This is a genomic window from Pseudarthrobacter defluvii, from assembly GCF_030323865.1.
Taxonomy (GTDB): Bacteria; Actinomycetota; Actinomycetes; order Actinomycetales; family Micrococcaceae; genus Arthrobacter; species Arthrobacter sedimenti.
Window position 1 is genome coordinate 3,907,397 of the sequence record NZ_CP066362.1, and the last position, 26,607, is coordinate 3,934,003.

Sequence of the window (26,607 nt, forward strand, 5' to 3'; positions counted from 1 at the left end):
TACTTAACGTTGCTTAACGCTCAAGCGCGCTCCTACTGTAATTGACGTCACAAGGACACTGTGAGGGCACGTCAATGGAGAGGGGGCGGTGGGTGAGCGGCCATAAAGTCAGCAGAGCCGCCGGGCCCCGCGCCACAACGGTTTCTGCCGCTGCTGTTGCCCGTGCGGCCGGCGTTTCCCCTGCCACGGTGTCCTACGCGTTGAACGGCAAGGGTGGTGTGTCGGTCGAGACCCGGCGCCGCATCATCGGCGTCGCGAACGAACTGGGCTTCAGGCCCCGTAAGTCGTCTTCATCCGCAGACCCGCTGCGGACCCGCGTGGTTGGGCTGATCCTGCCCAACATCATCAATCCCATGTATCCCCGGTGGGCCCAGGGCATCATTTCCGCAGCCGCCGAATCCGGCTACGAAGTGTTCGTGGCCACCACGCAGGACGATGCGGCCACACTGGCACAGGTCACCGCGACACTGGCGAACCGCAACGTGGACGGCGTCATCCTTGCGGCCGCCCTGCGGGAGGACGCCACCGCCTTACGCACTCTGCGAACCGCCCGGATTCCCTACGTTTGCCTGTCCCGAAGGGCGGACTTCCTGCAGGGCGACTTCGTTGGCATTGATGACGACGCCGCGGCAACCCTGCTGATGGAACACATGCTGGGCCACGGTTACCGGGACATCGCCACCGTGGTGGGACCGCGCTTCTCCACCGCCTCCCTTACCCGCGAACAGGCCTTCGTCCGCACTGCAGCCATTGCCGGCGTCACCATCGGCGGCGAGTGGAAGATCAGCACCTGCGTCAACAACGAAGGTGGCCGGCTGGCAGCCGAACGGCTGTTTTCCTCGCCCAACCCGCCCCGGGCCGTGGTGTGCGGCAGCGACGAACTCGCCATCGGCGTCATGGAATACGCGCTTGCGCAGGGCCTGCGCATCCCGGAGGATGTGGCGGTTGCGGGGTGCGACGGGCTGGCCCACAGCCGTTCCGGACTGATCAACCTGACGAGCATTGTCCAGCCGCAGCAGGAGATGGCCCAGGAGGCATTTGCCATGCTGCTGCGCAGGATCGGATCCCCGTCCAACACCTACAGTTCTTCGATTTGTCCGCACCGCATTCACATCGGAAGAACGTGCGGGTGTAACGCACCGCCCGCCTAACCGCCCCTCCGCTTCACCAGCCAGGGCATCGGCATCTGTTGCCGGCGCCGTGATCCCGCACGCCCAAAAAGCGTCTTCCCACCCACCCAACAAAGGAAACCCTATGGACTTCAGTTCCAAACGCGTCCTGGTTACCGCCGGCGCAAACGGCATCGGCCTGGCCATCGCCACCAAATTCAAGGCCCACGGGGCGAACGTCTTCGTGACGGACATCGACCCCGACGCCGTCGAAAAAGCGCGTGCCGAGGGCTTCCACGCCGCTGTCAGCGACGTATCGGATGAATCGCAGGTCCAGGACCTCATGGCCCGGATCCAGGACGACTTCGGCGGCCTTGATGTCCTGGTGAACAACGCCGGCATCGCCGGACCAACCGGTCCAATCCAATCCCTCAACAGCGCGGACTGGAAGGCGACGTTCGACGTCAACATCCACGGACAGTTCTACTGCATCAAGCACGCCCTGCCGCTCCTGCGCTCCACCCCGGAGGCATCAATCATCAACCTCTCCTCGGCGGCTGGCCGCCTGGGCATGGCCGGCCGGAGCGCCTACTCGGCATCCAAGTGGGCAGTGGTCGGATTGACGAAGACTCTGGCGATTGAGCTCGGGGCGGAGGGAATCCGGGTCAACGCCATCTGCCCGGGTGCCGTCAATGGGCCAAGGATCGCCGCTGTCATCGCGGCCAAAGCGGACATGCTGGGCGAGCCCGTGGAGACCGTCTCCGCCCTGTACCACAACCAGTCGTCGCTGGGCCGGCTGATCGAAGCCGAAGACATCGCCAACATGGCCCTCTTCGCCGCCAGCGACATGGCGCGCAACGTCAACGGCCAGGCCCTGGCCGTCGACGGAAACACCGAAAAACTCTACTAAGACCCCGAAAGGAAACGTCCCATGGCAGCAACACGCAAGGTCATCATCACCAGCGCCGTTACCGGCGCCATCCACACCCCCTCCATGTCCGAACACCTGCCCGTCACACCCCAGGAAATCGCTGATGCGGCCATCGGCGCCGCTGAGGCAGGAGCCGCGATCGTGCACATGCACGCCCGCGATCCACGGGACGGGCGCCCATCGCAGAATCCCGAGCACTTCGAGCCCATCCTGGACAAGCTCAAGCGGAACACCGACGCGGTCATCAATATCACCACCGGCGGGTCACCGCACATGACCGTCGAAGAACGCATGCAGCCGGCGGCCCTGTTCAAGCCCGAGCTCGCCTCGCTGAACATGGGGTCCATGAACTTCGGGCTCTACCCGATGCTGGACCGGTTCAAGGACTTCACCCACGAGTGGGAACGCGAAGGGCTGGTCAAAAGCCGCGACCTGGTTTTCAAGAACACGTTCCAGGACATCGAGACCATCCTGGAGATCGGCAATGCCAACGGGACACGCTTCGAGTTCGAGTGCTACGACATCTCCCATTTGAACAACCTGGCCCACTTCCACGCCCGCGGCCTGGCCAAGGGACCGCTGTTCGTCCAGTCCGTCTTCGGCCTGCTCGGCGGCATCGGCGCACACCCCGAGGACCTGATGCACATGCGGCGCACCGCGGACCGGCTCCTGGGCGACGACTATCAGTGGTCCATCCTTGGCGCCGGCAAGAACCAGATGCCGCTTGCCACCATCGGCGCAGCCATGGGCTCCCACGTCCGGGTGGGGCTGGAGGACTCCCTATGGATCGGGCCAGGCCAGCTGGCACGCTCAAACGCCGAACAGGTCACCCGCATCCGCACCATTCTCGAAGCACTCAACTTCGAGATTGCCACACCCGATGAAGCCCGCCAGATGCTGGGCCTCAAGGGCAGGGACAGCGTCGGATTCTGACCGGTACGCCGTGGCCCACACGGAAGGTACGACGGCGGCACTCACCTTGCCGCCGTCGTCGGCCCTTCCAGCGGGAGGGTCTTCCTGGCAACACCTTCTCCGACTGTGCCAGAGAATGTGGCCGGATCTTCCCTTACTGGATTTCAAAAGTGGCGGTGAGCCTGGCCCGTCCAATGGCGTGGCTGAAGAGCTGGAAGCCGAGGTAGGCGGGGCTTGCATCGGCAGGGATGTCGAGTTGTTCCACATCCACTGCGTGCACCACGAAGTGGTAGTGGTGGGGACCGTGTCCTTCGGGAGGAGCCGCGCCGACGAAGCCCCTGAAGCCGGCGTCGTTCATCAGTTGCACCGCAGGCCCGGGCAGGCCGGCCTCGGCAGCACCCGACGGAAGGGAGGTAGTGGACGCCGGCAGGTTGAAGGCTGCCCAGTGCCAGAACCCGCTGCCGGTGGGAGCGTCCGGGTCCAGGACCGTCACGGCAAAGCTTTTGGTCTCCGGCGGGAACCCCTCCCAGGCAAGTGCCGGCGACCGGTCTTCTCCACGCTCGACTCCCATTTTCCCGCTCGCTTGGGCCGCGGGGAGCGCCTGCCCGTCCTGGATATCGGTGCTGGACAAGGAGAATTCAGGAAGCTGGGGAAGTGCGGCATACGGATCGTGGGACATCTCTTTATTACCTTTCCTGACATCGGGATGGGAACTGCAAGCACAACGCGGTTGGAACGGGTTGCCTGCTGCACACTCTAACGCCCAGTTAAGTGGATGAGTTCGACGGCGGGCCCACCCCGCCGCGGTCGTAGCCCGCGTGGGCCGTGTCGTCCTAGATGGTCACGTTAAGCCCCGCCGTGTAGCCGGCGGCAGCTGAACCCGTCATCGTTGCCAGCTGGTAGATGCCGCCGTCGTCGCCGAACACGTTGTCCGACTTCAGCGAAGTACGGCTCATGTTCGTGATGCTGCGCTCGTACCCCGGAGCGGCGTACACGTCGTCGCAGGCGGCTTGCGGCAGCGCGATCTGGGAAACAGCCAGGACCTGCCCGGCCGCCGTTGCGTTGTTCATCGACTCGAACACCTCGAAGTGGATGTGCGGCCAGCGCCCGGAGTAGGCCGCCGGGAAGATCGACGTAAAGGTGACCTGTCCATTGGCATCCGCCTCCTGCACGCCGCGGAGATAGTTTTCGTTTTTCAGGCTCGAGTCGTACATCGAATACTTCCCGTCCCTGTCGCAGTGCCACGCGTACACGGCGGCACCAGCCATCGGGGCGCAGCCGTTGGCGTTGTCCAGGAGGGTCAGCGTGAACGTCAGCGGAACGCCCTCCGCCTTGGCGGACGCGCTTCCGAAGCTCGCGGTGATGTCCCGGCGCACCACTCCGGACGCTTCCAGGACGTTCGGTCCGTTGGAGCCGTCGCCGGGATACGGGCCCGCGGTTTCCTGTGGGATTTCCACGCCGCACTCAGCGATGGCCCGCGTGAGGGTCGGGGTGGCAGTGGCGGCGTCCGTGGCAGAGGCAGCCGCGGAGGAGCCTGCTGCGGACGAGGCTGCGCTGGTAGCCGTGGAGGTCGCAGAAGAAGTGGATCCGGTGTTTCCGGCCGGGGCACAGGCGGCGAGCGCGGCGGCGGCCCCGCCTAGACCGAGGAACAACCCCAGCGAGCGGCGGCTCACCAAGGTGTTCAAGTCAAACTCCAGCCCCCGGTCGTGGTCGGGATGCGGCTGGTCGACGTCGGGCTGGCGGTGTGTGCGTGATGTGGTCATGGCTCCAACAAAACCGCACGAGGCTATGGCCCGGACCGTTCGCTGCTGTGCCCTGGCTGTGAGTCGGCTGGACGGTGCCGGCGAGCACCGGCCCCTACCCGGCGGGTTCCTCCGCAATGTCCTCTGCCCACAGATCCGGGTTGTCCTCCTGGAACGTCCGCATCATCTCCACGCACCGCGGATCGTCCAGGACCACCACCTCAACGCCACGTGACCGCAAAAGGTCGAACTCGCCGTCGAACGTTCGCGCCTCACCCACCACCACGCGCGGGATCTTGAACTGAATGATGGTTCCCGTGCACATGGCACAGGGAGCCAGCGTCGTGTAAAGCGTGGTGTCCCGGTAACTCTTCTGCCGGCCTGCGGCGCGGAGAGCGGACATTTCCCCGTGCGCTATGGGGTCGCCGCTCTGGACCCGTTCGTTGTGGCCGCTCGCGATGACCACACCGTCACGGGCAAGCGCGGCCCCAATCGGAATGCCGCCCTCGTCGAGGCTCTTTTGCGCAGCCTGGTAAGCGGCCTCGAAAGCGGGGTCGAAGGGTGCGGCTCCTGCCGAGGCGGACGGCTCATTGGGGTGCGTCATGCGGTCATTCTTGCATGCGGTCTCATGACCCTGCGGAGAATTCGTCGGTCGATGAGTATCGAGTCGCCAAGCACGAAACGAGCGAAGGCGCCGGGCCTCGGTAAAAGTGCCTCACACGAGTTAGCTAAGCTGGTCCGAGAGGCAAGGGGATGAGCATGGCGAAACGTAAGGCGACCGCACTGGACGTGGCGAAGCGCGCGGGCGTGTCCCGCAGCGCTGTATCGCTGGTGCTTAATGGCAGGGCTCAGGGCAATGTCACGGCGGAACGACAAGAGCGCGTCCTCCGCGCTGCCGCTGAGCTGGATTACACACCCAATTCAGTCGCCTTGAGCCTGCGCAACCAGCAGACGTCAACCATCGGCGTCATCACGGACGACATCGTCACCAGCCCGTTCGCCGGCCGGCTGATCAGTGGCGCCTCACGCACGGCCCTGACCCGTGGATACATGCTCTTTGTCATTGACTCGGAGCACGACGTGTCCCGTGAAAGCACTGCAGCACAGCAGCTGGTACACCGGCAGGTGGACGGCATCATGTATGCCACCGGCAGCCTGCGCGAAGTAACTACCCCTACTACGATGCGCACTCTGCCGGCCATCCTTGCCAATTGCACTGACGCCGCCTCCCCGTTCCGCTCGGTCATCCCGGCAGAGGTGGACGGCGGGCGCGCCGCCGCACAGCTGTTGATCGACCTGGGCCACCGCCGCATCACCCTGCTGACCGGGACCCTCAGCTCGCCTGCTGCCCCGCAGCGCGAACAGGGGTACCGCGAGGCGATGGAAGCGGCGGGACTGGGCCGCGAGCAACAACGTGTCCACCCGACCGGCTGGGACATTGACGACGGCTACCGGGCTGCGTCTGCCGTCCTGGGCGGCGAAGACCGGCCGACGGCGATCATCTGCTCCAACGACAGGGTGGCCACCGGCGTTTTGCTGTTTGCGGCATCCGCAGGACTGCGTGTACCGCAGGACCTGTCCGTTGTGGGATACGACGATCAGCAGCACGTGGCCGCCAACCTTGTTCCCGCCCTCACTACCGTGGCACTTCCGCACGCCGAAATCGGAGAAACGGCCATGTCCATGCTCTTGGATGAGGTTGAGGGGAAAGCGCCCGAAGCAGAAAAGGATGAGGGCGAAATCCTCCTGGTGCCTTGCCGGGTGATCACCCGGGCATCCACCGGCGCTCCCCCTTCTTCCTAGGACGACGGCGGCTCCCGCACCAACGGGGTCAGCTGAGTAAAAAAATCCCTTGACACGTGTTAGGTGCCGCTTCTAATCTACTTAACACGTGTTAGGAGGAGCCGACAATGACGTCTGAAAAGACACCGGGGCAACCAGCCCCTTCGCATCCGCTGCCGTCCAGCAGCAAACTCTCACAACTCACCCGCCGGTCCATGCTTGGCCTGAGCGGACTCGCCCTGGCGGGAGCCACCGTGGGGGCGTGGCCCCGACTGACTGGCGCCGATATCCCGGGCCGCGGCAGCAAGGCCCTGAACATCGCCATCCTGGGGACGGCAGCGGATGCCGCGGGACGCCAGGGCCTCATCCAGGCCTTCACCGCCGCGCACCCCGACATCCCGGTGCAACTGCAGGCCATTCAGGGTGCGGACTGGAAGGACTTCTTTTCCAAGATCCTGACCATGGTGGCCGCGGGAACGCCGCCGGATGTCGTCTATGTAGCCACCGAAGGCGCCCAGCTCTTTGCCGACAAGCTCGCCGAGCCTCTAGACAGTTATGTCCGCCGGGATGCCGCCGCCATGAGCGATTACTTTGCCGACGTCCACCCGAGCCTGCTGGAAGCCTTCATGTACCAGGGAAGCCTCTACCAGCTTCCACTGGACTGGAACGCGGCGAACATGTATTTGAACACCACCACCTTCGCCCAGGCCGGGCTTGAGCGGCCAAAAGACGACTGGACGAAGGACGACTTCACCGCCACCCTGCGGGCCCTACGCAAGGCCCGCCCGGCTGACTTCACCCCGTACTACTGGACCAACCGGCTTTTCGGCGGCGTCGTGCCGTGGCTTTACGCCAATGACACCAGCTTCCTGTCCGAAACGAAGGCTCCCGGCGGGGACTGGCTTTGGGACCGCTTCTACGCAAACGATCCTGCCCGGAGCACCCGCGGCGGCGGGTATCAGTGGCTGGCCCCCAACGCCGAGGACGGGCGGGTTGTCGAAACCTTCGACTACCTGCGCGAACTGGTGGCCGAAGGACTCGGCGTCCGTCCCGAATCCGGCGGCGGAAACGCCCTGGTGGGCCTGTTCGGCAACAACCGCATCGGCACCACGCCGGCCGGTGGCTATTGGGCGCAGGGCCTGCACGAGGCCGGGATGACCGCCGATCAATTCGACGTTCAGTTCTTCCCCCGCTGGCGGACCCAGCGCCATCAGTTCGGCGCTGCCGGCTACGCGATCATGCGCACGGCCAAAGACAAGGACGCGGCGTGGGAATGGGTGAAGTTCTGCTCCAGCCGCGAAGCGATGCAGTTGGCCATTCCCAAGCCCAACACCACGCCCACCCGCCGTTCGATGGTCAACGAATCCTTCTACGCAGCCACCGGGCCGCGGCACTGGAAGGTCTTCTACGACACCCTGGACAGGTTCCCCACCTCCGGTCCGATCCCCGCGCCGCCGCAGCAGGCGGCCGTCGAGACTGCCCTGATGAAGAACGTCTCCACCGCAGTCAGCGGCAGCTCCGCCGATGTGCGGGCAGCCATGGGCAACCTGCAGCGTGACCTTGAACTGGCTCTGAGGAGGAACTCATGACCACCACTTCCGCCGCCCCGCGGCAAACCGTGAAACCACCGGCCGTGCGCCGCTCCTTTGTCGAGCGATGGCTGGCCAGGATCTTCCTTGCTCCCACAGTGCTCGGGATGGCCCTGTTCACGTTCCTGCCGATCATCGCTTCGCTGGTCCTGGCCTTCTTCCGCTGGGACATCATCTCCGCACCGCAGTTCGTCGGTTTCGCCAACTTCGCAGCACTGGCACAGGACCCCACCGTGCGGGTGTCCTTCCTGAACACCATCGGGTTCGTAGTTGTTGCAGTAATCCTTCAACTGGGCATCGCGCTTGGCCTGGCCTCCATGCTGCAGGCCAGGATGCCGTCCTGGCTGAGGGTGTTCCTCCGTTCCACCTTCTTCTTCCCGCTGGTCCTGTCCGCCGCATCGGTGTCCATCTTCATGCGGTACATGTTCAACGAACAGTTCGGCGTGGTGAACTGGCTCCTGTCGCTCGTCGGGATTCCCGCTGTGCCGTGGCTGACAAGTCCCACGGCGTCTGCCGCCGTCGTTGTCCTGGTCTACGTCTGGCAGAACTTCGGGTTCTCCTTCCTGCTCTTCCTCGGCGCCCTCACCAACATCCCGAAAGAACTGCACGAAGCAGCGAACCTGGATGGCGCCACGGGCTGGAAACAGTTCAGCAATGTGACTCTTCCATTGATCAGCCCCACTGTGCTCGTGGCCTCTGTCATGGCCATCATCAGTGCCCTGCAGGTCTTCGACCAGCCGTACGTCCTGACCAACGGCGGTCCCGGCGACTCCACAAGGACCGCCGTCATGGTGATCTTTGAATCCGCGTTCCAGCAGCTGGAGTTCGGCAAAGCCTCTGCAATCGGCCTGGTGCTCACCGTGCTGATCCTTGCCGTCACCGCTCTCCAATTCCGCCTTAGCCGCCGCTTCGTCTTCTACCAGTGAGGCCCCCCATGTCCAGCCAGACTTTGCAGACCAGGACCGGCAAGCATTCCGGTTCCACCGCCGAACCGCCCGCCACCCCCAAGCCGTACCGCACCCGCCGCCTGCCCGCAGCCGGCACCATCGGAAGGTACGCCGCCCTGGCCGTGGCAGCGGCGCTGACCCTCGGCCCTGTCCTGTGGACCCTGTCCACCTCGCTGCGGACGCCGTCGGAATCGTTCAACCTGCCGCCGTCGTTTCTGCCCATCAACCCTGACTTCACCGCCTACCAGGAGGTGTTCAAGCAGATCAACGTCGGCCTCCTGGTCCTGAACAGCGCCCTGGTGACCGGGCTGATCGCACTTGGCCAGATGGCGTCGGCCACCCTGGCCGGCTACGCCTTCGCCCGCCTGGACTTCCGCGGCAAGAACGCCATCTTCTCGCTGGTGCTGGCCACCATGATGGTCCCGGTGCAGGTCACTATCGTCCCGGTGTTCATGCTGATCCGGGGCATGGGCCTGTCCGATACCCTGCTGGCCCTGATCCTGCCGGCTATTCCGACAGCATTCGGCACCTTCCTGATGCGCCAGTACTTCCTGGGCCTGCCAAACGACTTCGCCGAAGCAGCCGCCCTGGACGGTGCCGGACCATGGCGGATCTTCCAGTCGGTCTACGTCCCCCTGGCGGTCCCCGGCATGGCCATCGTCGGGATCCTTGCCTTCAACTTCCACTGGAACGAGTTCTTCCGGCCACTGATCCTGACGATCAGCGAACAGAACTTCACCCTTCCCCTCGGCCTGGTCACGCTCCAAGGCAACCTCGGCACCGGCAGCATCTCCGTGGTCCTCGCCGGCGTAATCCTGTCCATGCTGCCGGCACTGGTCGTCTTCATCTTCGGTCAACGAACCCTGCGGGAAGGCCTCACGGCCGGCGCCAGCAAATAGCCCAGACTTCCAAAGGAACCCATGGAAACCCTCACGACGAACAATGCCGCAGCCACCGACATTTACAGGCCTGCCCTGCATTACGCAGCCCGGGACACCTGGCTCAACGACCCCAACGGCCTGATTTTCCATGACGGCGTCTACCACCTCTATTACCAGAACAACCCGCTGGGCAACGTCTGGGGCAACATGTCCTGGGGACACGCGACATCCACGGACCTGCTGGCCTGGACCGAACACCCCGTCGCCATCCCCTGCGACGACAACGAAGACATCTTTTCCGGCAGCATCGTCTATGACAGGACCAACACCAGCGGCTTCGGCACCGGTTCCGTTGCCCCGCTCGTGGCCATCTACACCAGCGCCTACAAGCCGGGCTCCGAGCACGAGGGAATCCAGGCCCAGTCCCTGGCGTACAGCCTGGACGGTGGCTACACCTGGACAAAACACGCCAACAACCCCGTACTGGACCGCCGGTCAGCCAACTTCCGCGACCCTAAAGTCATCCGGTACGACGGCGGCGAGGGCAGTTGCTGGGTGATGGTCGCCGTTGAGGCGCAAGACTTCAAGGTGGTGTTCTACAAGTCCGAAGACCTGAAGAATTGGGAATTCCTCAGTAGCTTCGGCCCCGCGAACGCCACCGGCGGCATTTGGGAATGCCCCGACCTTTTCCCGCTGCCTCTGGACGGCGACCCGGAAAACGTCAAGTGGGTGCTGACCGTGAACCTCAACCCTGGCGGCCCCAACCGCGGGTCGGCCGGCCAATACTTCATTGGCGACTTCGACGGAACTTCATTCACCTCCACCAGTGCGGAGACCGCGGGCCTCCACAGCCCTGACGACCACGGCGCCTACCACTGGCTGGACTGGGGCCGGGACTACTACGCAGCCGTCTCCTTCAACGACGCCCCGGACAACCGTCGCCTCATGATCGGGTGGATGAACAACTGGGAGTACGCCAACCACATCCCGACCACACCCTGGCGCAGCCCCATGAGCCTGGCCCGCGAAGTCTCCCTTCAGACCATCGACGGAAACCTGTGCCTGGTCCAGCGACCCGCAGGCGACTGGACTGCATTGGTGACGCAGGAGCCTTTCTCCCTTGCTGAAACCACTATTGACGACGGCGAGCAGGTGCTGCCGGGCGCGGCAGGCACGGTTCAGCGCATTGATGTCAGCTTCGCTCCCGGAAGTGCTAAGGAATTCGGACTTGTCCTGCGGGGGGACGGCGCCAAGGGCACCCATGTGGGCATCCGGCCGGACGAAGGCAGACTGTTCGTCGATCGGCGGCAGTCCGGGCAGACTGACTTCCACGAATCCTTCCCCTCCGTCGACACCGCGCCCGTCCGGTCAACGTCCGGTTCCTACGACCTCAGCATCTTCGTTGACCGCTGCTCCATAGAAGTGTTCGCCCAGGGCGGCCAGGTCACCATGACTGAACTGATCTTCCCGGCCGAGGACAGCACCGACCTCGCGGTCTTCGCCGTGGGTGGTACAGCGACGATCAGCAGCCTTCAGGTCACGCAGCTCGAGTAGGAGGCGACCTAATCACCGAGGTCGGCGCCCTCGGCGTTCAGGCCCCCACGCACACTTCAAGTGGTAAGTTCGGGCGCATGGAATGCGTTGTGCTGTACACCGTGCGTGAGGGCGTGGATCGCTCCAGGATCATGGAGATCTACCCGCGCCACAAGGCCTATTACCAGGCCTTCCACGCAGACGGCGGAGGCCTCGTTGCCCTCGGCCCGTTCCAGGACCCCGACCCGGCCGCCAGCTCGATGGGCATCTTCACGTCCCGCCAGGAAGCGGAACGGTTCGTCGCCGGCGACCCTTTCGTCACCGAAGGGCTGGCCGACGCGCGGCTCCTGGAGTGGAACGCTGTGCACCCCGCATAGGAGAACCCTTCCGGTCCAGGATCAGCGCCAGGGCAATGCCGAACATCCAGATGTCCTTTGCCAGTACGGTGCCTTGCTGGCTGGGCCGGATCCCGTCCTCCAGGGTCATTTCCGGAATCCTCCGGTACATGGTCAGGAGGGACCCGGAGAAGATACCAAGGCCCAGCCCCGCCAGCCTGCTCGGCACGAACGGCGCCAGGAGTATTGCCCCCAGGGTCATCTCGGCATAGCTAAGAAGCTTGCCAAATTTTTCCGGCTCCAACCGGGCCACCTGCGGGTACACCTTGGCCCCCATGCCCTGCAGTCGAGCGGCGCTGTCCTTGTCCAGGTTCCGCTTGCTGTAGCCGGCGTTGAAAATAAAAGCTCCGGTGGCCAGGCGGAGGGGAATGTGGCTTAGTTTCATCATTAATCCCTTCACGACGTGCTGGGTGTTGCGAGCGAGCATAGTTCGGCCGGCCTTGCACCGCCAGAGCCTTGTGTCCCGGGGAGTTCCTCCCAGCGGAAGCACCCCCGGAAGGGCCGACGGCGGTACTCACCTGCCCGCCGTCGTCGTACGTTGGACCATGGCTGGCTGAGGGGAAAGGCAAGGTGGAGCAGGCTCATTGGAGCCTGCCCCACCTCTTGCGCCGGCGAATGTCCTGCGCCCGACTTTCGGGTTACCTGTTGCGATGGAGTATGCAGGAACATCTGCCGGCGGGCTTGAAAAGGAACGCCTCGGGGCCGCCAATGCGGCCTAAAGCGTCCTGGGATCTTCGGCGTACATCTTCAGCCTGATGGCCAAAGCGTCCGACATGTGGTGGGCGGCGATCTCCCCGGCGCGCCCGGAGTCCCCGTCCTCGATGGCGGCCAGCATGGCGGCGTAGTCCGCCAGCACTGCCGGCCACCTGCCGGGGTAGGTAAGCGTGGTCAGGGTGTACCGGCGCACCTGCTGGTCCAGGCGTTCCAGCAGTCCGATCAGCGACGGGCTGTGCGTGGCGTGCCACAGCTGCGCGTGGAAGGCGCGGTTGGTTTCTGCGAGCGCCCGGCCGTCGGTGGGATCCAGCTGCTGCATCTGCAGCAGCAGTCCCTTGAGCAGCTGGTGGTCCAGGGCGGTGGCCTTGACGGCGGCCTTGGCCGCGGCGGCCTGCTCGAGGATGATTCTCGACTCATAGATGTCGATGATCTCCTCGGCCGAATGCGTGCGGACAACCACCGCTTTGCCGCGCCTTTCCACCAGCCCGTCCTGCTCCAGCCGCTGCAGGGCTTCCCGCACGGGCGTCCGGGATGCCCCGTACCGCTCGGTGAGCTTGGCTTCCGTGAGCGGCTCGTCAGGCGCAAAGACACTGGCGAGAACGTCTTCGCGAAGCCGCTGATGGACGGGACTGGCCACGTTTTCCTCTTTTCCTTTGCTTGTGGGACTGCTGTGTTGGCGTCTAGGCGATTGAGCCGGCGCGGCGGCCGAAGACCGCGCCTGCCGCAAGCCCGGAGCCGCCGGGGTAGTTTCCGCTGAACAGCCCGCCCAGCGCTTCCCCGCAGGCATAGAGCCCTTCGAGCGGCTCCGCGTCTTCGGTGAGCACGCGGCCCCAGGTGTCAGTCTTCAGGCCGCCGAAGGTGAAGGTGATGCCGCAGGTAACGGGGAAGGCGTAAAACGGTCCGGTGGCGATGCTGCGGGCCCAGTTGCTCTTCGGGGGCTGGGTGTCGGCACGGCGTCCGTCCTTGACGTTGGGGTCAAACGGCGCGTCCTCAGCGATCGAGTTGTTGAAGCCCTGCACCGTCTCCTCCAGGCCGTCCGGGCTGATGCCGGCTTTCTGGGCCAGCTCAGCCAGGGTGGGCGCGGTAACCACCGAGACTCCAGGCATGTCGTACTCCTCGGCCCGCAACATTGGGCGGGAGGAGGCGTCAAAGATCTGGAAGGCGGCCGAGCCCGGCTGGGCAAGGATGTCGCGGCCGTACTTCGCGTAGGTGTAGTTGCGGTAGTCGGCGCCTTCGTCCACGAACCGCTTGCCCTCGGTGTTTACCACGATGCCCAGCGGGTACCCGCCGCGGGTGAGCTGGTTGGTGAGTTCCAGGTTGCCCTCGTTCTCCGGGTGCCAGGCGTCCCAGGCGACGCTGTGGCAGGTGGACCAGTCCCCGCCTTTGGCCGCCCCGGCTTCAAGGGCAGCGAGGATCATCTCGCCCGTGTTGCCGGGCGTGCCGCGTACTTTCGCGTTCTGCCAGCCCTCACCCAGGTGCTCGCGACGCAGTTCAGGCGATGCCTCGAAGCCTCCCGACGCGAGGACTACAGACTCAGCCCGGAACTCGCCCTCTTCGGTTGAGGTGCGGTACCGGACCCCGCTTACACGGCCGTCCTCCTGGATGAGGCCGGTGGCTGCGCAGTCGTAGATGACCTCCACGCCCATGCGCTCCGCGGCTGCCCGGTGGTCGGCCATGAGCCCCTTGCCGCCGCCCACGTTGCCCACGTGCAGGCCGCCCCAGAACAGGTATCCTCCGTCCTGGGTGCGGTATGCCTGGCGTTCATACATTAGGCGGTATTTGAGTCCCATGCCCTGGAGCCAGCGCAGCGTCGGGTTGCTTTCGCTGACCAGGACGGCGGACAGTTCGGGGTCGTTGCGGCCTTCGGAGACCTTGGACAGATCGGCGAGGTATTCGGCAGCGGTGTAAGCGGGGACTTCGGTGACGGCGTGCCGGTCATCAGGCTCCACGAATTCAATGACCTCCCCGAGCCCGTCATGGGAGATGCGGGTGGCGCCGGCGGTGTAGAAGCTGTTGCCGCCGGATGCGGCTTCCCGGGCCTTTTCCAGCAGGACAACCTTGCGACCGCGCTCGGCGGCCGCAAGTGCTGCCGCGAATCCGGCGTTGCCGCCGCCAACTACCAAAACATCGCTCTTGTTCATCATCATCTCCTCAGCTCCATCGCTGTACACGATTGTATACATAGGTATGCCGTTGGATGCAATGAGGTGGTTGCTGCCTTTTTCGGGTGCGCAGGAGCGGACGGAGGTGTGGGGCCTTGCGGCTAGCCCAGGCGCGGAGGGCTGATTTCCTGCGCGTCGATGTACATCTGGATCCGGATGTTCTTCGCCTCGTCCATATGGGCGCTGGCAATGCGGCCGGCCTCCTCCGCGTTCCGCGCGCGGATGGCCACCAGCAGTTCCTCATGCTCCTTCAGCACCCGGTCCCACCGCTCCCTGGTGGAAAGCGTGGTGCCGGGGTAGCGGATGAAGTGCACCAGGATCCGGTCCAGCAGGTCAAGGAGCGCTGCGCTGTGGCTGGCAGCCCAGATGCGCTCATGGAAGGTGCGGTTGGCGGCGGCCAGCTCAGCCGGAGTGGCGGCATCAAAGTCGAGGGTGACCATGGCCTGGTGCGCACGGTCAATGAGCATCAGGTCCATGTCCGTATGCCGGAGGGCGGCGGTTTTGGCGGCCGCTTCCTCGAGGAAGGTCCGGACTTCGTAGAGGTCCAGCATCTCCTCCGGCCGGTACTCCCGCACCTGCATCCGTGACCCGTAACGCTCCACCAAGCCCTCCGTTTCGAGGCGGCGCAACGCTTCGCGAATGGGAGTCCTGGAGACGTTGTACTTCTTGGCCAGGGCGCTTTCCACCAGCTGGGCACGGGGAGGCAGCTCCTGCGAGATGATGGCGTTCCTGATCATCAGGTAGGGGCTTGTCTCAGCTTGCGACGCCACGGGCGGCCTCCGGTCTTCATGGAACAAGCGGCAAGACGCAAACAGCGCCATACCTTTAGCCGCAATTCTAACGCACTGCATACCGTTTCGCGCGGCTGTGAACACCGTGCACGATGAGCAGCACGCGATGGAGCGGGGCTGCACGCTGTTGAAGCAGATCTGTATTCAACAATTCCCAATCTGTTGCTTAAGTCACTCCGACGGTATACCGTTTGTGACAAACGCCATACAGACTAGGGGTTTCCGGATTCCAGATCGTGCGGCTCTGAACATTTATCCACCAGCTGCACACGGCGGTTCGGTGTTTTCAGGAGAATCAATGACGCTTCTATTCAGGGAAGAACCGCAGGCAGGCAGCCTTCCCGTCACCGCAGTCCCGGCAACCCTGGTCCGCGGAGGTACCAGCAAATGCTGGATCTTCCGTGACGAGGACCTTCCCGCGGACCCCCAGGAGACCGAACGGCTCCTGATCCGCACCTTCGGCTCACCGGACCTTCGCCAAATCGACGGGGTGGGCGGCGCATCCTCAACCACCAGCAAGGCAATCACCGTGGGTGGCACCGGCCCGGACGGAACCGTGCATTACCGGTTCGCGCAGGTTGCCATCGATAAACCAGCGGTTGAATGGGCCAGCAACTGCGGAAACTGCGCAACCGCACTGGGGCTCTATGCACTCCACGCCGGGCTGGTCACCCCCACCGGCGACGTCACCCGGGTCCCCATCCTGAACACGGTCACCGGACTGCGCCTCATCTGTGAAATCCCGACACCGGGCGCGCAGGTTCCGGCGTACGGCGGCCGCCGGCTCGATGGCCAGCACTACCCCGGCGTCCCCATCGACGTCGTTTTCCAGAAGACGTCGTGGTCCAGCTACGGAGCACAGTTCCCTACCGGCAAGGCCCTTGATGAAATCGACGTTGACGGACGGCGGTACCAGGCGACACTGATCGACGCGGGTGCCCCGGCTGCGCTCTTCGATGCACGGGACCTGGGACTGGACGCGACGGGCAGTGAGGAAGCGTTGGAGGCGCTGGTCCGGATTGCACCGCAGTTGCGTGCCGCGGCTGCCCGCAAGATGAACCTTCCGCAGAACCTCAGCTCCATCCCCAAGGTGGGCGTCGTGGGGCCTCCGCCCGACGGAACAACCGGAGTGTCAGCCCGGATGATCTCGATGAGCGCGCTGCACCCCGCCATCGGGCTCACCAGCGCCGTCGCCGTCGCTGCCGCTTCCGGGACGGAAGGCAGCGTAGTGCGGCGCAGCATGGTTCCGGCAGCCGAGGCCGGACTGTCCATCCATCTGCTGAACGGCAAGACCACACTGGCGTTGGATGCAGCCGATCCGGCTGAGGTCTCCTTTCAACGCTCGGCCCGCGTCATCAGCGAAAGCACCATCCTGGTGCCAAATGACTGAAGTAACCCCTACCGGAAAAACCCAGCCAAGGAATCAGCCATGAAGATCAGCATTCAAAACCTGCAGCTGAAGTACGGAAGCTTCACTGCCATTGAGAACCTCAACCTCGACATCGAGGACGGCGAAGCGCTCGTCCTCCTGGGCCAATCGGGATGCGGCAAGACCAGCACGATGCGCTGCATCGCCGGTCTGGAGGAGCCCACCTCGGGGCGCATCATCATCGACGACGTGGTGGTCTTCGACTCCGAAAAGGGCATCAACCTGCCACCGAACAAGCGCAACGTCGGCATGGTCTTCCAGTCCTACGCCGTGTGGCCGCACATGACCGTGGCCCAGAACGTCGCCTACTCCCTCAAGCAGAAGAAGCTTCCCAAGAGCGAAATCGATGAGCGCGTCATGGAGGCCCTCACGTTGGTCGGTCTGGAGCCCTACGCAGACCGCGGCGCCAGCCTGCTCAGCGGTGGCCAGATGCAGCGTGTCGCCCTGGCGCGCAGCCTGGTGATGCGGCCCAGCGTGCTCATGCTCGACGAACCGCTCTCCAACCTCGACGCCCGCCTGCGTGACCGGCTCCGGGTGGAACTGCGTGAAATCCAGCTCCAGCTGGGTCTCACCTGCGTGTACGTCACCCACGACCAGCACGAAGCCTTCGCACTGGCAGACCGGATCGCCCTGCTCCAGGGCGGCCGGATTGTGCAGATGGGAGCCCCGCAGCATATGTACGAGGCGCCCGCCAGTGCCTCGATCGCCCACTTCCTGGGCGTCTCCAACATCATGGACTGCACCCCGGAAGGCACGGCCGCGGCGTCCACTACCGCACGCATCACCGACAGTGAGCTCACCGTCCAATCGGCGCAGGCAACCGCCGATGCGGGCACCTCCCCCAAGGTGTGCATCCGCGCCGAGGACCTGCAGATCACGGCCGCGCCAACGGAACACCCCAACTCGTGGCCGGGAACCGTGCGGGTGGCCGGATTCCAGGGCAACGACATCCGGTACGCCATCCAGCTGGAATCAGGGCCCGAGCTGGACGCCCTGGGCGGGCTCAAGCGCGGCGAACAGCACAAGGTCGGGGACCGCGTCTGGGTGACCGTCAACCCCCGTGAAGTCCAGATCCTGCCGGCAGAGGTCCTCGCATGAGCCTCAAGACCGTAGCGACCAGCCGGGCCGAGACCCGCCCGGCACCGAAGCCCGCACCCAAGGATTACCGCTCTGCCCGGACCCTTGCGGGCCTGCGGAAGAACACGCCGGGCCTGATCGTCCTGGTCATCCTCGGCATCCTCATTGTGCTTCCGCTCGCCCTGGTCCTGCTGGCAGCCTTCTCCGACAGCGTCCCGCGGCCCGGCAGCATCTCCCTGGGCGGCCTGACGCTGTCCAACCTGGCACTGCTGGCCACCCCGGAGGCACTCGGGGCTCTGGTCAACTCGCTCATGGTGGGAGCAGGCTCGGCCGTCATCGCCCTGCTGATCGGTGCGTTCCTGGCCTTTGTCTGCGCCCGCTCCGATGCGCCGTGGCGGAAGTTCATCTTCTTCATCGGCATGGCCCCGATGTTCATCCCGGCCCTGGTCGGCGCCCTGGCCTGGTCCCTGCTGTGCTCGCCCAGCGCCGGCTACATCAACATCTTCCTCCGGGACCTCGGCATTGATGCCGCGATCAACATCTACAGCCTTCCGGGCCTGGTTTTCGTGCTGGGAATCTTCTACGCCCCGTACGCCTTCCTGCTGCTGCACAGCTCCCTGTCGATGATGAACGCCGACCTCGAAGAGGCTGCGACCGTCCACGGCGCACCGCTGCGCACCATGCTGCGGACCGTCACCCTGCCCCTGGCCCTGCCGGCCATCCTGGGCTCCGCCGTCCTGGTCTTCGCACTGACGATGGAAAACTTCCCCGTGGCCCAGGTCATCGGCAACCCGGCCGGCGTGGACACGCTGCCTACCTATATCTACCGCCTGATGAGCGCCACACCGGCCAAGAGCAACCAGGCCGCCAGCGTCGCCGTCATCCTGACGGTTGCGCTGATGGCCGTGACGCTCATCCAGCAGCGCATCATCAACAAGCGCAAATTCACCACGATGACCGGCAAGGGCAACCGTCCCCGCCAGGTGCCTCTGCGCAAGATGCGCTGGCCTTTCACCATCATTGCCCTGGCCTACTTCGCAGTGTCCGTGGTCCTGCCCATGCTCGCCCTGCTGGCCGCGTCGATGCAGGCCACCCCGTTCGTGTCCTCGATGTCCCAGCTACTGGAGGCGAATGCCCTCAGCTTCGCCAAGCTGGGCGAGGTCCTGGGCTCCAACGACTTCCAGCTCGCCCTGAAGAACAGCGTGCTGGTGGCCCTGATCGCGGCCTTCGCCGGCACAACCCTCAGCTTCATCGCCTCCTACATCCGGTACCGCACCAAGTCCAAGGTGGGGCGCCTGATCGAACTGGTGGCCATGACCCCGCTGGCCGTCCCCGCCATCGTCATGGGCATCGGACTGCTCTGGACCTGGCTGCTGCTTCCGTTGCCCATCTATGGCACCCTGGCGATCCTCGCCGTCGCCTGCGTGGCAGTGTTCATGCCGCAGGGCTACCGCGGCGTCTCCGCCTCCATGCTCCAGATGGACCAGGACCTCGAGGACAGCGCCGTGATGCTCGGCGCCGGCCGGACCAGGTCCGTCCTGGACGTCACCCTGCCCCTGATGCGGGTGGGCATCATGTCCTCCTTCCTGCTGTTCCTCATGCTCTCCATGCGTGAGCTCAGCGCCTCCATCTTCCTGTTCACCTCCAACACCCGCATCCTGTCCATCCTCGTGTTCGACAACTTCGACAACGGCCAGAGCCAGGCAGCTGCCGCCGTCAGCGTCCTGTACTGCCTCGTCATCGGAATCCTCGCCGTCATCGCCCAAAAAGTCGGCGGCGAACGCAAGACCAAGAACTGACCTTCCACCCCACCTTTGAAAGGGACACCCACAATGAAGTTAGCGTCCAAACTCCCCGCCCTCACCGCCGCCGGAGTGCTCCTGGCCCTCAGCCTGACCGGCTGTGGAAGCGCCGCCCAGAGCGCCGGCGTCGTCACGGCCACCGCGGCCGTGAACACCGACAACGGCCTGGTGATCAACGGCGAATCCATCGCGGACAAGGCCACCTACGAGAAGGCCAAGACCCAAACCCTGTCCCTCTACTCCGGCTACACCGATTCCTCCGAAAGCGCCCTGGTGGACGCCTTCACCAAGGACACCGGCATCAAGGTCAACGTCGTCCGGCTCACCCCGAACAAACTCTCCGAACGCGTACTGTCCGAACAGGGTGCCGGCAAGCTCAGCGCCGACGTGATCCGCACCTCCGACTACCGGATCGCCAAGTCCATGGAGGACGCCAAGGTCTGGAAGGCCTACGACGTCCCCGGCGCCTCCGCACTCAAGGACGTCTCCGTGGACGGCGGCCAGTTCACGCGCATGTTCAACTCCGTGTACACCCTGGGCTACAACACCCAGCTGGTGAAGGAAGCTGATGCCCCCAAGTCCTGGGCAGACGCCGTCGGCGGCAAGTGGCAGGGCAAGCTGGGCATCGTCCAGGGCGGCTCTGGCGGCAGCACCGCTGCGCTGAACCGCTTCATGGAAACCAAGATGGGCGGCGACTACTTCGCCAAGTATGCGGCGCAGAAGCCCAAGATCTACGACTCCCTGGGTGCTGAAGCCACCGCCCTGGCCCGCGGTGAAGTCGCCGTCGGCACGGTCACCATCAGCGGCACCAACATCTCGGCCGTGCAGGACAAGGCTCCCGTGAAGTTCATCGTGCCGGAGGAAGGCCTGGTCTCCTACGACTACTACCTGGGCATGACGGGCACAGCCACGAACGTGGAAGCCGCCAAGGTGTTCATGAACTACAACCTTTCCAAGCAGGGCCAGCAGGTCTTCGCGCAGATCGGTGAATACCCGGTCCGCACCGACGTGGCACCGCCCACCATCATGGGTGTGACCCTCCCCGCCGTCGATTCCGGCAAGGTCTACCGCATGCAGAACAGCGACGCCACCACTTACGGCAAGGACGACCTGGCCAAGTGGAACCAGGTGTTCGGCTACACCAAGTAAATCCCTCCCGTGCCTGGGGACCCGGCAGCCGCCGGGTCCCCAGGCACGTTTTTTATACCCCAGGAGCCCCGTGACCTCCCCGCACCCCGCCTTGCCTGTCCCCCGGAACACCACAGCCCTGCTGGTCCTCCGGGATGGGGCAACCGTCCTTGAACTCGGCGACACCGCCCGGGCCAGCTACGTCGCCTCGGTGCGCAAAAGCCTGCTCTCCATCCTCTTCGGCATCCAGGTGGAAGCCGGCACTGTCAGCCTGGATGACACGTTGGGCGCGCTGGGGATCGATGACACCGGCAGCCTGCTCCCCCTCGAGAAGACAGCGAGGCTCCGCCACCTCCTGACGTCGCGGTCGGGGGTCTACCACCCACCGTCCAGCCCCGGCAGTGATGAGGACGCCTTTCCGCCACGCGGCACGAAGACGCCGGGGCAGTACTTCGTCTACAACAACTGGGATTTCAACGCCGCGGGCGCCATCTTCGAGAAGGCCGGCGGCCTGACCGTCTTCGAGGCGTTCGAGAAGTACCTGGCCGGTCCGTTGGGGCTGAGCGACTACGACCCCCGCCGCCAGCGGATGCTCGGCGACCCCGGAAAGTCCGCTTTTCCGGCCTACCACTTCTTCCTCTCCGCCCGGGACCTGGCCAAGATCGGGCTGCTAATGGCGGCCGGCGGGCAATGGGAGGGCCGGCAGCTTGTGCACCGGGAGTGGGTCAGGGAAAGCCTGGCACCGCACGTGAGGCGCGCGGACATGGCGCCGGCCACCGGTTTCGGCACCTGCGACTACGGCTACCTGTGGTGGCTGCCCCGGGAAACCGGCCCCCAATGGGAGGGCGCGTTCCTGGCGGCGGGCAACTACGGCCAGTTCCTCCTGGTCCTGCCGGCCATCGGCAGCGTCATCGTCCACCGCCGCTTCGTCAGCGACCGCTTTGCCATCGCCCGGAACACCCGCGCCGTAGGTGCCCCGGCGGCGTCCCCGGCTCCGGTCACGCACGCCGAATTCACGGACCTGGCCCGCGCGCTGGTGGCCGGTCCCCTTGCCCGGTAGGCGTCTTAAAGACCATGCACGACGGCGGCACCGGCCTTCGTCAGGAAGCCGCGCCCTTGGCGATGGACCGGAATACCTTGGTTGCCTGCTGCGCGGCGGGGCTCAGCCTCCGGTTTTCCAAGTGGGCGAGGAGGATGCGCCGCTTCGGTGCCCCGGCGAGCGGGACGGCCACCACATCGGGGCGCAGGGCCGTGAGCGCCAGCCTGGGAGCCAGGGCAATACCGATGCCGGCGGCCACCATGCCCTGGGTCTCCTGGTAATCGTTGGCGGCGAAGGCGATCCGCGGCTCGAACCCGGCGTCCCGGCATACCCGGCTGAGGACGTCGGCCACGGGGTGCTCGTCGCGCACCACCCATTCCTGGTCACTCAAGGCGCCGATGCGGACCGAGCCCAGTTTTGCGATGGGGTGCTCCCGCGGCACCAGCAGCACCGTGGGATCGTTGGTCAGCCGGACCAGTGCCAGGTCGGGGTCCTCGATCTGCTGCCAGGGATAGTCCCACAGCAGCGTCAGTTCGATTTCCCTCCGCCGCAACCGCTCCAGCAGGCCGTCGCGGCGGGCGCTGACCACGGTCACGGCCACGTCCGGATGGCGGGCACGAAAGGCCAGCACCACGTCCGGCATCAGGGAAGCCCCGCCGGTGGGAAAGGTCCCCAGCCGGAGCTGGCCCCGCCGGAGGCCCGCAAACTCCCCCATTTCGGCGCGGGCAGCTTCCACGGTCCTGTCGATGTCATCGGCATAGTGCAGCAGGGCGTGGCCCGCTTCGGTGAGCACCACGCCCCGGGGGTGGCGCTCGATCAGCACCACGCCCATCTCCTGCTCGAGTTTCGCGATTTGCTGCGAGACGGCCGAGGTGGTGAAGGAAAGGGCGGCCGCAGCGGAGGTCAGGGAGCCGGACCGGCCCACCTCGCGGAGCACGTGGAGCCGGTGGAGATCGAGGATTGCCATGCACTGAGTTTAGCAAAAGTAGATAGTTGTCCATTTATTTGCGATTGTGCTGAAGGCTCTCATCCCGGATCGTAGAAGTACAAGGTGCTGTGAAGTAGAGCACCTGAAAGTTACGAGGGAGAAATACAGTGGGACTCAAAGGACATTGGTACCGGGGCGGCACCAGCAAGTGCTGGCTCTTCGATGCCAGGGACGTGGCCCTCCACGCCCCCACCCGCGAGGACATCCCCGCACTGCTGTCAGCCGCTTTCGGCGCAGCGGATGCGCGGCAGCTGGACGGCGTGGGCGGCGGAACATCCACCACGTCAAAGGCTGCAGTCATCTGGGCAACCCCCGGCGGCGAAGCAGACCTCGACTACCTCTTCGCCCAGGTGGGGATTGGTGACCCCACCGTTGAGCTGGGTTCCAACTGCGGCAACTGCGCCACCGCCATAGCCCTGTTCGCAGTCCAGACGGGCATCGTTCCCGCCCGGGACGGCATGACCAAGGTCCGCATGCGCCACGTCACTTCCGGCGCGGTCCTCAGCGGGGCGGTTCCCACCCCCCGGGGCCGCATTCCCAAGTCCGGCCTGGCCCGGGTTCCCGGCAGCAGCGCGGCCGGTGTTCCCGTCAGCCTCTCGTTCCACGGCCCCTGGGGCCAGAACACCGGTGCACTCCTGCCTACCGGCAACCCGGTGGAGCAGCTCCAAGTGAACGGCCGGACACTGGACGCAACGATGGTGGACGCCGGCGCCCCTGCCGTGCTCCTCGCAGCCGACCAGGCCGGCGTCGATCTTTCCTCAATGACGGACAACCTCGCCGCCCAACTGCCGGACCTCATCGCGGCACGGGCATCAGCCGGCCTCATCATGGGGCTGCGGAAGCCCGAGGATCCGCCGCAGAACGCGGTCCCGAAAGTCGGGGTCGTGGCTCCTGCCGGCGACTACACCGCCGCGGACGGAACAACCATCAGCGCCGGCAGCCACGACGTGCGGGTGCGGATGCTGTCCATGCTCGCGCCGCACCCGGCCATCGGCCTCACCTCAGCGGTGGCAGTCGCCCTGGCGGCCTCGCAGCCGTCATCGGTGGTAGCCGCCGCGGCGGGCCAATCGCCCTCCACCGGCACCGGAACCCCCCGCTTGCTGCGGGTCGGGACGCCCGCCGGCGTGATCACCGCCGAAATCATCACCGATGACACCGGCGCTGTCAGCGAAGTGGCCCTCCACCGGGCAGCCCGCCACATCGCCACCGCAGACATCGATGTGGCCCCGGCCGCCGAGCTGTCCGCCTAAAACCCCCATCTCTTTGCCCCATTATTAAGGGGCCGCACCAACCAGGAAGTTGTTCAATGAAGATCAAATCCATCCTCGGACACCTGTATGTCCAGGTACTCATCGGAGTCGCCCTCGGCGTCGTTGTAGGCGCACTGTGGCCGGACCTCGGTTCCTCCCTCAAGCCGATCGGCGACGGCTTCGTGAAACTCGTGAAGTTCATGATCGCCCCCATCGTGTTCTGCACCATCGTGGGAGGCATCACCTCCCTGCGGGACACCAAGAAGGTGGGCCCCACCCTGATCCGGTCGCTGGGCCTCTTCTACGCACTGACCGCACTCGCCCTGGCCTTGGGCCTGGCCGCGGTGACACTGTTCCAGCCCGGGGCGGGCATGCACATCGATCCCACGCACCTGGACTCCTCGGTGGCGCAGAAGTACACCACTCAGCTGCCCAGCAGCAACCCTGTGGACTTCATCCTGAGCATCATTCCCACCACGTTCGTTGGCGCCTTCGCCGACGGTGAGGTCCTGCCCGTGCTGGTCATCGCCATGCTCTGCGGCTTCGCCTTCAGCAAGCTCGGCGCACCGGGCCAGCTGGCCCTGAACGTGGTCAACAGCTTCAACAAGCTGCTCTTCATCATGTTCGGCTACATCATGAAGGTAGCTCCCCTGGGTGCCTTCGGCGCCATGGCCTTCACCGTGGGCAAGTACGGTGCCCACTCCATCGGCAACCTCGGCATGCTGATCCTTGCCTTCTACGCCGCCTGCATCGTCTTCGTGGCGGTGGGCCTAGGCATCCTGGCCAAGGTGACCGGCTTCAGCCTGTGGCAGATCCTGCGCTACTTCAAGGACGAATTCCTGATCGTCCTGGCCACGTCCTCCAGCGAACCGGTCCTGCCGCGCCTGCTGTCCAAGCTCGAACGGATCGGCTGCGACCGCAGCGTTGTAGGCCTGGTGGTCCCCACCGGATACTCCTTCAACCTGACCGGCACGGCCATCTACCTCACCCTGGCCTCCATGTTCATCGCCCAGGCCTGCGACATCCACCTCAGCTGGGGCCAGATCCTGCTGATGCTCGGCATGATGCTGCTGACCTCCAAGGGTGCGGCCGGCGTCACCGGAAGCGGCTTCGTGGCCCTGGTGGCCACCCTGACGGTTATGCCCACCCTGCCCGTGGCCGGCGTGGCCCTCATCGTTGGCATCGACCGCTTCATGAGCGAGGCCCGCGCCCTCACCAGCACGGTCTGCAACATCGTCTCCTGCGTGGCAATCGCCAAGTGGCAGGGCGAGCTGGACATGGCCAAGCTCCGCTCCGAGCTCCAGGCGGGCTTCGTGCCCACCGAGGCGGAAAAGGTGCAGCTGGCCGAGCCCGCCCTGGCACACTAGCCGGCGGGCAGGCCACCACCTCCCACTGAATGCCCGGGACCCCATCAGGGGTCCCGGGCAGTTTTTTGCCTGGCGCGGTCCGGAACTAGAAGGCCGCGCCCGGATCCTTGGCGACGTCCAGGAGCGTGCCCTGGAAGGCAATCTCCGCGGCAGCGCGGACCCTCTCGTGGCGGTGCGCCAGGAGGATCCGGCGGGACGGCGCACTGGCGCCAAGGGAGAGGATGCTCACGCCGGGATGTTTGTTTACGACGGCCGTCCGCGGGGCCAGTGCGATCCCCAGCCCAACGCTGGCCATCGCCTGGGCTTCCTGATAGTCGTTCGCCTCGAAGGCAATGCGCGGGGTGAATCCCGCAGCCTCGGAGCTTCTATGCAGTACTTCAACGACGGGATGCTCGTCCCCACGCACTATCCATTCCTCCGCCGAGAGGTCGGCCATAGCCACCTGCTTGCGGCGGGCAAGCCGGTGCTCCTTACCGACGATCAGGACGGTTGCATCCTCAAAGACAGTGGTGAGGGCGAAGGTTTCCGGCTGGATCCTGTCCCACTCGTAGTCCCACAACAGCGACAGCCCCACCTGGCCGTTTTCGAGCATCTCAACGAGTTCCTCAAAGCGGCTGCTGCGCACGCGCAGCTCGATGGCGGGGTATTGCTTCTTGAAGCGGCTGATGACCAGCGGCAGGAAGGAACCGCCCAAAGTGGGGAAGGTTCCCATGGTGACTGAGCCGCGGCCCAACCCCGCGATTCCCGCCAGGTCCGACTCCGCCGCAGCCAACTGCCGAAGGATCCGGCGGGTATGCGACGCCAGGACGTGGCCGGCCTCAGTAGGCACCATTCCCCTGGTGTGCCGCTGCAGCAGTGGTTGCCCTACTTCCGCCTCAAGCCGCCTCAGCTGCTGGGAAACGCCCGATGGGGAGTATCCGTGTTTGGCTCCCGCAGCGGTGACCGATCCCAGTTCGACGACATCAAGAAGCAATTCCAGTCTTTTTACGTTAAGCATCGCTGAACCCTTGAAGTAAAACTTCCAATACCTTGCACAATT

At 65.1% G+C, this 26,607-nt stretch carries 25 protein-coding genes; 16 read left to right on the forward strand and 9 right to left on the reverse strand.

Going from position 1 to position 26,607, the window contains the following annotated elements; genetic code table 11:
• Positions 1 to 92 precede the first annotated feature (92 nt).
• The 3 genes from JCQ34_RS18160 (at position 93) to JCQ34_RS18170 (ending at position 2,973) form a co-directional block, all read left to right on the forward strand.
• Entirely contained in the window at positions 93 to 1,151 is a 1,059-nt protein-coding gene (locus tag JCQ34_RS18160) for a LacI family DNA-binding transcriptional regulator (RefSeq protein WP_286400122.1), read from the forward strand.
• Positions 1,152 to 1,254: 103 nt separating this feature from the next.
• A complete protein-coding gene (locus JCQ34_RS18165; protein WP_286400125.1) occupies positions 1,255 to 2,019 on the forward strand; it encodes an SDR family oxidoreductase in 765 nt (254 codons plus the stop codon).
• A gap of 21 nt (positions 2,020 to 2,040) precedes the next feature.
• Positions 2,041 to 2,973 (forward strand): 3-keto-5-aminohexanoate cleavage protein, encoded by a 933-nt coding sequence (locus JCQ34_RS18170; RefSeq protein ID WP_286400127.1) that lies wholly within the window; start codon positions 2,041 to 2,043, stop codon positions 2,971 to 2,973.
• A gap of 133 nt (positions 2,974 to 3,106) precedes the next feature.
• On the opposite strand, the gene JCQ34_RS18175 is transcribed toward JCQ34_RS18170, so the two are convergent.
• The 3 genes from JCQ34_RS18175 to JCQ34_RS18185 all read right to left on the reverse strand — a co-directional run bounded on the left by JCQ34_RS18175 (position 3,107) and on the right by JCQ34_RS18185 (position 5,298).
• On the reverse strand, positions 3,107 to 3,631 hold the full coding sequence (locus tag JCQ34_RS18175) for a YbhB/YbcL family Raf kinase inhibitor-like protein (protein ID WP_286400129.1): 525 nt from the start codon (positions 3,629 to 3,631) through the stop codon (positions 3,107 to 3,109).
• A gap of 154 nt (positions 3,632 to 3,785) precedes the next feature.
• On the reverse strand, positions 3,786 to 4,715 hold the full coding sequence (locus JCQ34_RS18180; RefSeq protein ID WP_286400132.1) for an intradiol ring-cleavage dioxygenase: 930 nt from the start codon (positions 4,713 to 4,715) through the stop codon (positions 3,786 to 3,788).
• 94 nt (positions 4,716 to 4,809) lie between these two features.
• Positions 4,810 to 5,298: a nucleoside deaminase gene (locus JCQ34_RS18185; RefSeq protein ID WP_286400134.1), complete on the reverse strand. Its 489-nt coding sequence runs from the start codon at positions 5,296 to 5,298 to the stop codon at positions 4,810 to 4,812.
• 155 nt (positions 5,299 to 5,453) lie between these two features.
• Between JCQ34_RS18185 and JCQ34_RS18190 the strand changes: the two genes are divergently transcribed.
• The 6 genes from JCQ34_RS18190 to JCQ34_RS18215 all read left to right on the forward strand — a co-directional run bounded on the left by JCQ34_RS18190 (position 5,454) and on the right by JCQ34_RS18215 (position 11,803).
• A complete protein-coding gene (locus JCQ34_RS18190) occupies positions 5,454 to 6,497 on the forward strand; it encodes a LacI family DNA-binding transcriptional regulator (RefSeq protein WP_286400136.1) in 1,044 nt (347 codons plus the stop codon).
• Between the two features lie 107 nt (positions 6,498 to 6,604).
• Entirely contained in the window at positions 6,605 to 8,065 is a 1,461-nt protein-coding gene (locus tag JCQ34_RS18195) for an extracellular solute-binding protein (protein WP_286400139.1), read from the forward strand.
• Entirely contained in the window at positions 8,062 to 8,991 is a 930-nt protein-coding gene (locus JCQ34_RS18200) for a carbohydrate ABC transporter permease (RefSeq protein ID WP_286400142.1), read from the forward strand. The genes JCQ34_RS18195 and JCQ34_RS18200 overlap by 4 nt, the downstream gene beginning before the upstream one ends.
• An 8-nt stretch (positions 8,992 to 8,999) precedes the next feature.
• On the forward strand, positions 9,000 to 9,911 hold the full coding sequence (locus JCQ34_RS18205) for a carbohydrate ABC transporter permease (RefSeq protein ID WP_286400145.1): 912 nt from the start codon (positions 9,000 to 9,002) through the stop codon (positions 9,909 to 9,911).
• 21 nt (positions 9,912 to 9,932) lie between these two features.
• Positions 9,933 to 11,447, forward strand: a complete 1,515-nt coding sequence (locus JCQ34_RS18210) for a glycoside hydrolase family 32 protein (protein ID WP_286400147.1) — start codon at positions 9,933 to 9,935, stop codon at positions 11,445 to 11,447.
• A gap of 77 nt (positions 11,448 to 11,524) precedes the next feature.
• On the forward strand, positions 11,525 to 11,803 hold the full coding sequence (locus JCQ34_RS18215) for a YciI family protein (RefSeq protein ID WP_286400149.1): 279 nt from the start codon (positions 11,525 to 11,527) through the stop codon (positions 11,801 to 11,803).
• On the opposite strand, the gene JCQ34_RS18220 is transcribed toward JCQ34_RS18215, so the two are convergent.
• From JCQ34_RS18220 to JCQ34_RS18235, 4 genes are all read right to left on the reverse strand, one after another.
• Positions 11,745 to 12,206, reverse strand: a complete 462-nt coding sequence (locus JCQ34_RS18220; RefSeq protein ID WP_286400151.1) for a hypothetical protein — start codon at positions 12,204 to 12,206, stop codon at positions 11,745 to 11,747. The genes JCQ34_RS18215 and JCQ34_RS18220 overlap by 59 nt on opposite strands.
• Before the next feature lie 330 nt (positions 12,207 to 12,536).
• On the reverse strand, positions 12,537 to 13,172 hold the full coding sequence (locus JCQ34_RS18225; RefSeq protein ID WP_286400153.1) for a GntR family transcriptional regulator: 636 nt from the start codon (positions 13,170 to 13,172) through the stop codon (positions 12,537 to 12,539).
• A gap of 43 nt (positions 13,173 to 13,215) precedes the next feature.
• Positions 13,216 to 14,718: an FAD-dependent tricarballylate dehydrogenase TcuA gene (gene tcuA, locus JCQ34_RS18230; RefSeq protein WP_286400155.1), complete on the reverse strand. Its 1,503-nt coding sequence runs from the start codon at positions 14,716 to 14,718 to the stop codon at positions 13,216 to 13,218.
• 80 nt (positions 14,719 to 14,798) lie between these two features.
• Complete coding sequence (locus tag JCQ34_RS18235) at positions 14,799 to 15,467, reverse strand: GntR family transcriptional regulator (protein WP_286400156.1); 669 nt, start codon at positions 15,465 to 15,467, stop codon at positions 14,799 to 14,801.
• 319 nt (positions 15,468 to 15,786) lie between these two features.
• Here JCQ34_RS18235 and JCQ34_RS18240 point away from each other — a divergent pair, with 319 nt between their 5' ends.
• From JCQ34_RS18240 to JCQ34_RS18260, 5 genes are all read left to right on the forward strand, one after another.
• Positions 15,787 to 16,878, forward strand: a complete 1,092-nt coding sequence (locus tag JCQ34_RS18240) for a PrpF domain-containing protein (RefSeq protein ID WP_286400158.1) — start codon at positions 15,787 to 15,789, stop codon at positions 16,876 to 16,878.
• A 39-nt stretch (positions 16,879 to 16,917) separates the two neighbouring features.
• Positions 16,918 to 18,015, forward strand: coding sequence for an ABC transporter ATP-binding protein (locus JCQ34_RS18245; protein WP_286400160.1), 1,098 nt, complete (start codon positions 16,918 to 16,920; stop codon positions 18,013 to 18,015).
• On the forward strand, positions 18,012 to 19,793 hold the full coding sequence (locus JCQ34_RS18250; protein WP_286400163.1) for an ABC transporter permease: 1,782 nt from the start codon (positions 18,012 to 18,014) through the stop codon (positions 19,791 to 19,793). Before JCQ34_RS18245 ends, JCQ34_RS18250 begins: the two co-directional genes overlap by 4 nt.
• A 33-nt stretch (positions 19,794 to 19,826) precedes the next feature.
• Positions 19,827 to 20,945 carry an ABC transporter substrate-binding protein gene (locus tag JCQ34_RS18255; protein WP_286400165.1) on the forward strand — a complete coding sequence of 373 codons (1,119 nt, stop codon included), beginning with the start codon at positions 19,827 to 19,829 and terminating at the stop codon, positions 20,943 to 20,945.
• Positions 20,946 to 21,015: 70 nt separating this feature from the next.
• Positions 21,016 to 21,984, forward strand: coding sequence for a serine hydrolase domain-containing protein (locus JCQ34_RS18260; RefSeq protein WP_286400168.1), 969 nt, complete (start codon positions 21,016 to 21,018; stop codon positions 21,982 to 21,984).
• A 40-nt stretch (positions 21,985 to 22,024) separates the two neighbouring features.
• Here the strand turns inward: JCQ34_RS18260 and JCQ34_RS18265 are convergent, their stop codons facing one another.
• Positions 22,025 to 22,930 (reverse strand): LysR family transcriptional regulator, encoded by a 906-nt coding sequence (locus JCQ34_RS18265; RefSeq protein WP_286400171.1) that lies wholly within the window; start codon positions 22,928 to 22,930, stop codon positions 22,025 to 22,027.
• 128 nt (positions 22,931 to 23,058) lie between these two features.
• On the opposite strand from JCQ34_RS18265, the gene JCQ34_RS18270 reads away from it, so the two are divergent.
• Both JCQ34_RS18270 and dctA read left to right on the forward strand, forming a co-directional pair.
• Positions 23,059 to 24,201 (forward strand): PrpF domain-containing protein, encoded by a 1,143-nt coding sequence (locus JCQ34_RS18270; protein WP_286400173.1) that lies wholly within the window; start codon positions 23,059 to 23,061, stop codon positions 24,199 to 24,201.
• A 56-nt stretch (positions 24,202 to 24,257) separates the two neighbouring features.
• Positions 24,258 to 25,568: a C4-dicarboxylate transporter DctA gene (gene dctA / locus JCQ34_RS18275; RefSeq protein WP_286400175.1), complete on the forward strand. Its 1,311-nt coding sequence runs from the start codon at positions 24,258 to 24,260 to the stop codon at positions 25,566 to 25,568.
• A gap of 85 nt (positions 25,569 to 25,653) precedes the next feature.
• On the opposite strand, the gene JCQ34_RS18280 is transcribed toward dctA, so the two are convergent.
• Entirely contained in the window at positions 25,654 to 26,565 is a 912-nt protein-coding gene (locus tag JCQ34_RS18280; protein ID WP_286400177.1) for a LysR family transcriptional regulator, read from the reverse strand.
• Positions 26,566 to 26,607: the final 42 nt, after the last annotated feature.